This is a genomic window from Nocardiopsis halotolerans DSM 44410, assembly GCF_000341065.1.
In the GTDB taxonomy this organism is placed as follows: Bacteria; Actinomycetota; Actinomycetes; order Streptosporangiales; family Streptosporangiaceae; genus Nocardiopsis; species Nocardiopsis halotolerans.
In genome coordinates this window covers 1-8,321 of record NZ_ANAX01000156.1, presented here as the reverse complement: position 1 = coordinate 8,321, position 8,321 = coordinate 1, and the positions used below count along the sequence as shown (strand labels likewise).

Annotated in this window: 6 protein-coding genes; all 6 read right to left on the bottom strand. The window is 74.1% G+C overall.

Features of this window, described 5'->3' with window-relative positions; all coding sequences use genetic code 11:
• On the bottom strand, window positions 1-380 hold a 380-nt coding region (locus D455_RS0111600), incomplete at its 3' end, for an ABC transporter ATP-binding protein (RefSeq protein WP_017570892.1).
• A gap of 3 nt (window positions 381-383) precedes the next feature.
• A complete protein-coding gene (locus D455_RS0111595; protein WP_017570891.1) occupies window positions 384-1,067 on the bottom strand; it encodes a phosphonatase-like hydrolase in 684 nt (227 codons plus the stop codon).
• A 2-nt stretch (window positions 1,068-1,069) separates the two neighbouring features.
• Entirely contained in the window at window positions 1,070-2,185 is a 1,116-nt protein-coding gene (locus tag D455_RS0111590; RefSeq protein ID WP_017570890.1) for a TIGR03364 family FAD-dependent oxidoreductase, read from the bottom strand.
• 385 nt (window positions 2,186-2,570) lie between these two features.
• Entirely contained in the window at window positions 2,571-3,353 is a 783-nt protein-coding gene (locus tag D455_RS0111585; protein ID WP_017570889.1) for a GntR family transcriptional regulator, read from the bottom strand.
• Window positions 3,354-3,417: 64 nt separating this feature from the next.
• Window positions 3,418-6,873 carry an ATP-dependent helicase gene (locus tag D455_RS0111580; protein ID WP_017570888.1) on the bottom strand — a complete coding sequence of 1,152 codons (3,456 nt, stop codon included), beginning with the start codon at window positions 6,871-6,873 and terminating at the stop codon, window positions 3,418-3,420.
• A partial coding sequence (locus tag D455_RS0111575) for a PD-(D/E)XK nuclease family protein (protein ID WP_017570887.1) occupies window positions 6,866-8,321 on the bottom strand: 1,456 nt, incomplete at its 5' end. The genes D455_RS0111580 and D455_RS0111575, both read right to left, overlap by 8 nt.

The following is an 8,321-nucleotide window of genomic DNA, read 5'->3' as shown; positions in this document are numbered from 1 at the left end:
CGGGCGTAGTCCGCCATGCCGGTCATGGCCAGCGCCTCGGTGACCCGCCCGGAGATCTCCCTGCGGGGCACGCCCTGGGCCCTCAGCCCGAAGGCGACGTTCTGGTCGACCCGCATGTGGGGGAAGAGGGCGTAGCTCTGCACGACCATGCCCACGCCCCGCAGGTGGGGAGGCAGGCCGGTGACGTCGCGACCGCCGAGCAGGACACGGCCGGAGACCGGGCGCACGAACCCGGCGACGGCGCGCAGCGCGGTGGTCTTGCCCGAGCCGGAGGGCCCGAGGAGCGCCATGAACTCGCCGGGTTCGACGGTGAGGTCGAGGCCGTCCAGGACCACGGTCTCCCCGTAGGCGACGCTGACGCGGTCGAAGCGGATACCCACGGCTCATCCCTCCCGTGCCGCGAGCAGTCCGGGCAGGTCGGCGACGCCGTCCAGGACGTGGGTGGCCCCGGCCGCGCGCAGGGTGTCCTCCTCATGGGCCCCGGTGCGGACCCCGACGACGACCGAGGCCCCGGCGCGCAGGCCGCTGCGGACGTCGGAGGCGGTGTCGCCGACGACGGCGACGGCGGCCACGGAGCCGACCCGGGCGCGCAGGGCGGCGGTGAGCACCATGTCGGGATGGGGACGCCCGCGCCCGCCAGCGTCGGCGGGGCACAGGACGAGGTCGGCGGCGTCCTCCCAGCCGAGGGAGCGCAGGATGCGCTCCTGGGTCTTCCGGGAGAAACCCGTGGTCAGGGCGATCGTGCGGCCCTGGCAGCGGAGTTCGCGCAGGGCGTCTCCGGCCCCGGGCAGGGGTTCGCAGCGGCCCTGGTCCACGAGGCGTGCGTAGGCGTCCTCGAAGGCGCGGTTGGCGGCCTGGGCACGGTCCTCGTCCTCGCAGAGGTGGCGGAAGACGGTGATCTTGGACTCGCCCATGGTGGCGCGCACGTACGCGGCGGCCTCGGGGGTGTGGTCGGGCAGGGCCGCGGCGAAGGCCGCGTCGACCAGGCCGTCGTCGGCGACGGTGGTACCCGCCATGTCCAGGACGACGAGTTCGACGGGAGGGGCGGGGGCGGCGGTGGAGTGCATGGTTACCAGCCCAGTTCGTTGGCGGTGTTCTCGGCGATGGCCGGGGAGCAGGTCATTCCGCGCCCGCCCGGTCCGGTGACCAGCCAGGCGTCGGGGCCCACGGGGGCGCGGTGGACGACCCGGGAGGGGTCGACGCACTGGGCGTAGACGCCCGCCCAGCGGCGGCGGATGGGTGGCAGCGGTCGGCCGAGGAGGCGTTCGACGACACCGGAGAGGTGCTCGTAGGGGTCCTCGTCGGTGTCGAAGGCGAAGGGCGCGTCGTACTCGTGGGTGTCGCCGATGGTCAGGGAGCCGTCGGCGCGCTGGACCATGAGCAGCTGCATGCGGTGGTCGCGCGCGGTGGGCGGCTGGGGCCGCGCCTCGTTCAGGGCGTCCAGTTCGGGTCCGCGGTAGGCGGGGTAGTACCGGAAGCTGTCGCCGTCGGCGACGGAGGTGGTGAGGGTCTCGCCCAGAGGCGCGGTCTGGGCCATCTGGAGGCGGACGCGGCGCACGGGCAGGTCGGGGGCGAGTTCGCGGACCAGGCCGCCGAGCCAGGCGCCGGTGCACAGGACGACGGTGTCGCCCCGGTGGACCTGTCCGTGGTCGTCGCGGACGGCGCCCGGTCCGGCCAGGTCCCGGACCTCGCGTCCGGTCAGGAGGGTGTAGCGCCCGCTGCGGGCGAGTTCGGTCTGGAGGGCGGCCTGGGCGGTGCGGGGCTCGACCTGGGCGTCGCTGCGGCACCAGAGGGCGCCGAGGTGGTCACCGCGCAGGGCCGGGTTGACCTCGCGGGTCCGCTCGGGGTCGAGGAGGACGTAGTCGCGTTCGGCGGCGTCGGGCGCCCGGACCGCGGCCCGGGCCACGGCCATCTCGTGGTCGGTGGTGGCGACGGTGAGGGAACCGGAGGGGCGGAAGCCCAGGTCGGGGACGCGGTCGGCGATCTCCTCCCACAGGACGCGGGCCCGTCGGGCGGCGTCCAGCTCCGGGCCGGGTGCGCGTCCGCCGACCCAGACGAGGCCGAAGTTGCGGACGGAGGCGCCGCGGGCCGCCGCCTCGCGTTCGAGGTGGACGACCTCGTGGCCACGGGAGACGGCGTGCCAGGCGTGCATGGTGCCGAGGACTCCGGCACCGACGATGATCACTCGCATGGTTCGAGGCTCGTCGGCGCGGGTGGAGGCGACCGAGCGTGGCGGAGACCCCTCGGTGAACCGGGGCCAAACTTTGGACCAGACACGTTACCGTTTTGATACAAAAGGTGTCCTCCGCGACCTCCTCCCCCGTGCTCCGAGACCGTGACGGCCAAGAGAACCCGTAGCCGCGTGAGCCCCGTCAGCACAAGGAGCCCCGACCGCACCGGGGACCCGGGGTCATGGCCGCTGAGGCCCGTGGCCTCAGGGAATCCCGGGACCATCGAGACCCCCAGGACGCAGGAGCCGCGTGAACACCAGTCCCCATGACCACGGAAACCCCGTGGACAGTGGGCCGGAGCGCGGTAACCACATGACCGTCGGGACCCGTGGTGCCGGTCTACTCCCGCCCGTCCCCGGACAGCGTGGTGGTGAAGCTGAACCGGTCGCCCCGGTAGAGCGAGCGCACCCGTTCGAGGGGGCGACCCGCCCCGTCCCGCGAGACCCGGTGGATCAACAGCATGGGCAGTGCCGGAGGCGTACCGATGAGCAGGGCCTCGCGCGGCGCGGCCAGCACGGTCTCCAACCGCTCCTCCGCGTCGCCGAACGTGACGCCGACCCGGTCCCTCAGGTAGCCGTAGAAGGTGGAGTCGGGGTCGAAGTCGACGTCCAGACGGGGCACGCGCGCCACCGCGATGTAGGTGGACTCCAGCCCCACCCGCTCGTCGTCGGCGAGCAGGACACGCTCCATGTGCCAGACCGGCTCCCCCGGAGTCAGGTGCAGCTCCCCGGCCAGCTGGGGCGGGCACGGCCAGCTGCGCAGATCGATGAGGGTCCGTCCCGGACGCAGCCCCTGGCGGCGCACGCCCTCGGTGTAGCTCGCCAGGGACAGGGGCTGCTCCAGCTTCGGACCGGCCACCACGGTGCCGCGCCCCCGACGGCTCAGCCTGCCCTCCAGCAACAGGTCCCGCAGCGCCTGGCGGATCGTCTCGCGAGCCGCGCCGAAACGCTCGGCCAACTCCCGCTCGGTGGGCAGGGTCTGGCCCACGGCGAGCTCCGACACCAGCTCGGTGAGCCGTATCCGGACCGCGTAGTACTTGGGGACCCGGCCGTGCTCGGGCACTCCCTCACGCACGGGGGCGCCGCTGTCCTGGGGGATTCCTGGGATCGACACGCGGGTCATTGTCCACCACCCCGGTGAACGGACGGGGGCCCGACGGGGTGGCGGACCTCTCTCCCCGGTCCGCTCACCCCGGTTCGGGCAGGTCCTCGAACAGCGCCGCCAGGCCCTCGGCGTCGAGCAGGTCCGCGGGGCGCACGGTCTGCCCGGCCCGCACGTAGTGGAAGGCGGCGCGTACCTCCTCCAGTTCGACCCCGGCCAGGTCCGCCCAGGCCAGCCGGTAGGCGGCCAGCTGCACGCCCACGGCGCGGCGTTCGGCGTCGTTGCCGGGCGGGCTACCAGTCTTCCAGTCCACCACGTCGTAGTGCCCCGACACCGGATCGTGGAAGACCGCGTCCATGCGGCCCCGGATGAGACGGTCACCGATGACCGTCTCGAAGGGCACCTCCACCTCGACCGGGATCCGTGAGCCCCACTCGCTCTCCTCGAAGCGGCTCTGGAGCTCGGCGAGGTCCTCGTCCTCCCCGGCGGTCTCGTCCGCGGCTCCGGGCAGCTCGTCCAGCAGGGTGGCGCGCTGACCGAAGCGCTGCTCCAGCCACGAGTGGAACGCGGTGCCGCGCCGCGTGTGCGGCGCGGGCGGACGGGGCAGCGGCCTGCGGATCTGCCGCGCCAGGGCGGAGGGGTCGCGGGCCAGCCACACCATGGACGACACCGACAGGTGGCCGGGCAGTTCGACCTGGACCGGGCCGTTCCCCGTGCCCGTCTCCTCGGTGCGGCGGTGGGCGAGCAGCAGCTCGGTGTCGCGCTCCCAGCCCTGGAGGCGTCGGCGCAGCCCGGCGGGCGGTGCGGCCTTCCCCTCGTCCGGGTCGGTCTCCCCCGCGAGCAGGCGCGCGCGGGCGCGCTCGACGAGGTCGGCACCGGCGAGGATCTCGGCGCGGCGGTCACGCGGCCCGTCCCCGTCGGCCCCGCCGTCGGCGTCCCCTCCGCCCGGCGCGCCGGGGTCGGGCTCCTCCGGCGGCCACACGGCGGTGCCGTCGTCCTCCTCCTCGTACGGGTTGTCGTCGGGGTCGGGCCGGGGCTCCCAGCGTGCGACGTCCTCGTCACGGCAGACCTCGCGGACCTCCTCCAGGAACGGGGAGGGCCCGCGCTCGCTCGCCGCGTCGGTCCCCCACCAGTGCCCGGTGCACAGCAGGGCGAAGGAGGCGCGGGTGACGGCGACGTAGGCCAGGCGCCGCTCCTCCAGCAGGTGGCGGTCCTGTTCGGCCTCCTTGAACGCGTCGATGCCCTTCTTGTCCACCGCCAGCAGCTCGGGCAGGTTCCGCCGGTCGCCGCGCAGCCGGTAGGGCAGCAGGTGCTCGCCCTTGATCCACATGTCGCCCTCGGACAGGTTCGTGGGGAACATCGGGGCGTACTTTCCGCCGCACAGGCCGGGCACGACCACCACGGGCCACTGGAGCCCCTTGGAGGCGTGCACGGTCATGAGCTTGACCGTGTCGCTGTTGCCCACCCGCTCACCGGGGGCCAGCCCGCTCTCCCGTTCGGCCGCGGCCCGCAGGTAGCTGAGGAAGCTGCCGAGCGTGGGGTCCTCACTGCTGCCGACGAAGCGCACCGCGTGGTCGACGAACGCGTCCAGGTCGGCCCGCGCGGACAGGGGGTCGCGGCCGCTGCGGGCGCCCACCTCGATGTCCAGGCCGAGCATCCGCTCGGTCTCGGTGACCAGGTCGGGGAGCGGCTGTCCGATGAGCTTGCGCAGGGAACGCAGCTCCTCGGCGAGGCGGCCGAGACGCTCGCGCGCGGCCTCCGAGTAGTTCTCCGCCGGACCTGGATCGTCCAGGGCGTCCACCAGGCTGCCGCTCTCCGCGGTCAGGTCCAGGACGGTACGGCGCAGGACGTCGTCCTCGGCCCGCTCACCGGGGTCGGGCGCGGTGAGGTCGCGTCGGGTGTGGCGGGCCAGCTCGGCCGCGCGGGCGCCGAGGGCTGCCAGGTCGCGCGGCCCGATCCGCCAGCGCGGCCCGGTGAGGATGCGGGCGAGCTCGTTCCCGGCGGAGGCGTCGTGGACCACGCGCAGGGTGGCGATGATGTCGCGGACCTCGGGCACCATCATGAGCCCGCCCAGGCCGACGACCTCCACGGGGATGCTCCGCGCCTCCAGGGCCTCCCTCAGGGCGGGGAACTGCGAGCGCTTGCGGCACAGCACGGCGACGTCGCCGGGGCTGATCCCGCCGTCCGCGGCGCTCCCCGACTCCCCCGGGGGCCAGGGCATCCCGTCGGGCGCGGTCGCGGCACCGCCGGGCTCGCCCGGAGCGGCGCTGAGGTACTCCTCGATCCGCTCGGCGATCCACTCCGCCTCGTCCCGCTGCCCGGTGAACAGCCCGCTCCGGACGGTGCCGCGGCCCCGTCGGGCCGGCCCGGGGTGCAGGACGGGCACCTCGGCGCTCTCGGCGCGCAGGGGCTCGGAGATGTGCTTGGCGACCTCCAGGACGCGTTCGCCGTTGCGGAAGCTGGTGGCCAGGCGGCGCACGGACGCGGCCCGGCCCGGAGCGGCCGGGAAGTCGTTGGGGAAGTTGGCCAGGTTGGCGGCGATGGCCCCGCGCCAACCGTAGATCGACTGGCAGGGGTCCCCGACCGCGGTCACCGCGTGGCCCTCACCGAACAGGGCGCGCAGCAGCACGAGCTGGGCGTGGCTGGTGTCCTGGTACTCGTCCAGCAGCACCACGCGGAACCGGCTCCGCTCGACGAGGCCGACCTCCGGGTGGTTCTGGGCGATGCGCGCGGCCAGGGACACCTGGTCTCCGAAGTCCATGGACTCACGGACGTGCTTGGCGTGCTCGTAGCGCTCCACGAGCGGCAGGAGCTGTTCGCGGCGCAGCTGGGCGTTGAGCAGGTTGCGGGTGGGGACCGTGGGCTTGCGCGGCAGGGCGTCGACGGCCGCGCGCAGCCACCGGCCGATACCGCGTACCTGCTCGGTGGTGGTGAGGTGGTCGGCGATCTGCCCGGACAGTTCCAGGACCCGGCGGGTGACGGTGTCGGCCCCGACGGTGATCAGGTCCATGGGCCCGTCGTACTCGCCGACGATCCGGGAGGCCAGCTGCCAGGCCTGTCCCTCGCTGAGCAGGCGTGTGGTGGGCTCGACCGCCTCGCGCAGGGCGTGGTCGGAGACGATGCGCCCCGCGTAGGCGTTGTAGGTGGACACGGTGGGTTCGCCGTCGAGCAGCTCCTCGGGCAGCTGCTCGGTGTCGCGCAGCTGTTCCAAGCGCTTGCGCACGCGCTCGCCCAGCTCGGCGGTGGCCTTGCGGGTGAAGGTCAGGCCCAGGACCTGTTCGGGGCGCACGTGGCCGTTGGCGACCAGCCACACCACGCGGGAGGCCATGGTCTCGCTCTTGCCCGACCCTGCGCCCGCGATGACCACGCCGGGCTCCAGCGGGGCGGCGATGACCTCGGACTGCTCGGCGGTGGGCTCGGGCTGGCCGAGGAGGCGGGCGAGCTCCGGGGGCGAGAAGCGGGGACGGGGTCCGGGGGTCGGTTCGGGGTCGGGGTGGGAGCGGGGTGGGAGCTGGTGGGGGTGGGAGCGTGTTTCAGACATGTCTGCCCTCGTCCTGGACCGGGCAGCAGGCGCGCACGGCGCACGACCTGCATCCCTTGTTGCGTGTGGCGGTGAAGCGGGATCCGCCCATACCGGTGGCGACCTCGCGCACGAGGGTTCCGGCCCAGCCCGGGTCGGGGTCCTCGCCCAGGGGCGGCTGGGGTTGTTCCCGGGCCTTCCTGATCTTCTCGCCGACCTGGACGAGTGAGGCGCCGCCCGGTTCGGTGAGGCCGAGTCTGGCGAAGGCGCCCTTGAGCACCGCCATCTGGTAGACGCCGAGTTGGGGGTGGCGGGCCAGGTCGTCGGCCTTGTTCTTTCCGGTCTTGATGTCCACGACCACGGCCCTCCCCTGGTCGTCGCGTTCGAGGCGGTCCACGCGGCCGGTGATCTCGATGCCTCCCACGTCCACCCGGAACCCCTCCTCGGTGACGACCAGCTCGCGGTCGTTGGCCGCCTCCCAGTCGACGAGCTTGCGGACCATCGTGTCGGCGCGGTCGCGCTGGGCCCTGGCCTGCCAGGGGCCACCGAAGTCCAGGTCGGCCCAGATCTCGTCCATGCGCTCGCTGATCTCGTCCGGGCCGCTGCCCTGGGCGACCAGGACGGCGACGGCGTGCACGACGGTGCCCAGGGCCGAGGCGGAGTCCCCGGAGGAGGCGCCGGCGGCGCGTTCGAGGAGCCAGCGCAGCTGGCAGTTGGTGAAGCTCTCCACCTGGGACGGCGAGACGCGGATGGTGTCCTCCGGCCCCGCCAGGGGACGGTCGTCGCTGAAGGGGGTGAGCGCGTACCACTCCGAGGGGTCGGCGCCGCGCACCCCCTCCTCGGCCAGGCGTGCCAGGTGGGTGGCGGCGGCGTCGCGCAGCGGTTCGGGAGCCTTGGGATCGGTGACCACCGAGCGCAGGTCGGCGACGAGCGAGGGCAGGGACAGCCAGCGCAGGCCGGTGCTGACCGGCTCGGGCTCGCCCACGCCCATCTCGGTGAGGAAGCGCGAGGGCCGCTCGTCGGTGTCCTCCCCGCCCACGGCGGTCACCACCAGGGTGCGGCGGGCGCGGGTGAGGGCGACGTAGAACAGGCGGCGTTCCTCGTCCATCAGTTTGGAGGCCAGGGCGGCGCCGGAGGAGTCGGCGGAGTGCACGTCGGCGTCGACGAGCTCCTCCACGCCGAGCAGGGAGCCACGCAGCCGCAGGTCGGGCCAGTCGCCCTCCTGGACTCCGGCGACCACGACCAGGCCCCACTCCAGGCCCTTGGAGCGGTGGGCGGTGAGGATGCGCACCGCCTCGCCCTCGGGCGCGCGCTCGGCGAGGCTGTCGCCGGGGATCTCCTGGGCGGCGAGGTCCTCCAGGAACCCGGCGGGGCTGCCGGGCGGCAGCCGGTCGCAGTAGCGCGCTGCGCTCTCGAACAGGGCGACCACGGCGTCCAGGTCGCGGTCGGCCGTGGCGCCGCGCCGGCCC

Bases quoted from the DNA above. Each gene is read 5' to 3' on its own strand.
- D455_RS0111595 (WP_017570891.1), bottom strand. From the start codon at position 1,067: ATGCACTCCACCGCCGCCCCCGCCCCTCCCGTCGAACTCGTCGTCCTG.
- D455_RS0111585 (WP_017570889.1), bottom strand. From the start codon at position 3,353: ATGACCCGCGTGTCGATCCCAGGAATCCCCCAGGACAGCGGCGCCCCC.
- D455_RS0111580 (WP_017570888.1), bottom strand. From the start codon at position 6,873: ATGTCTGAAACACGCTCCCACCCCCACCAGCTCCCACCCCGCTCCCAC.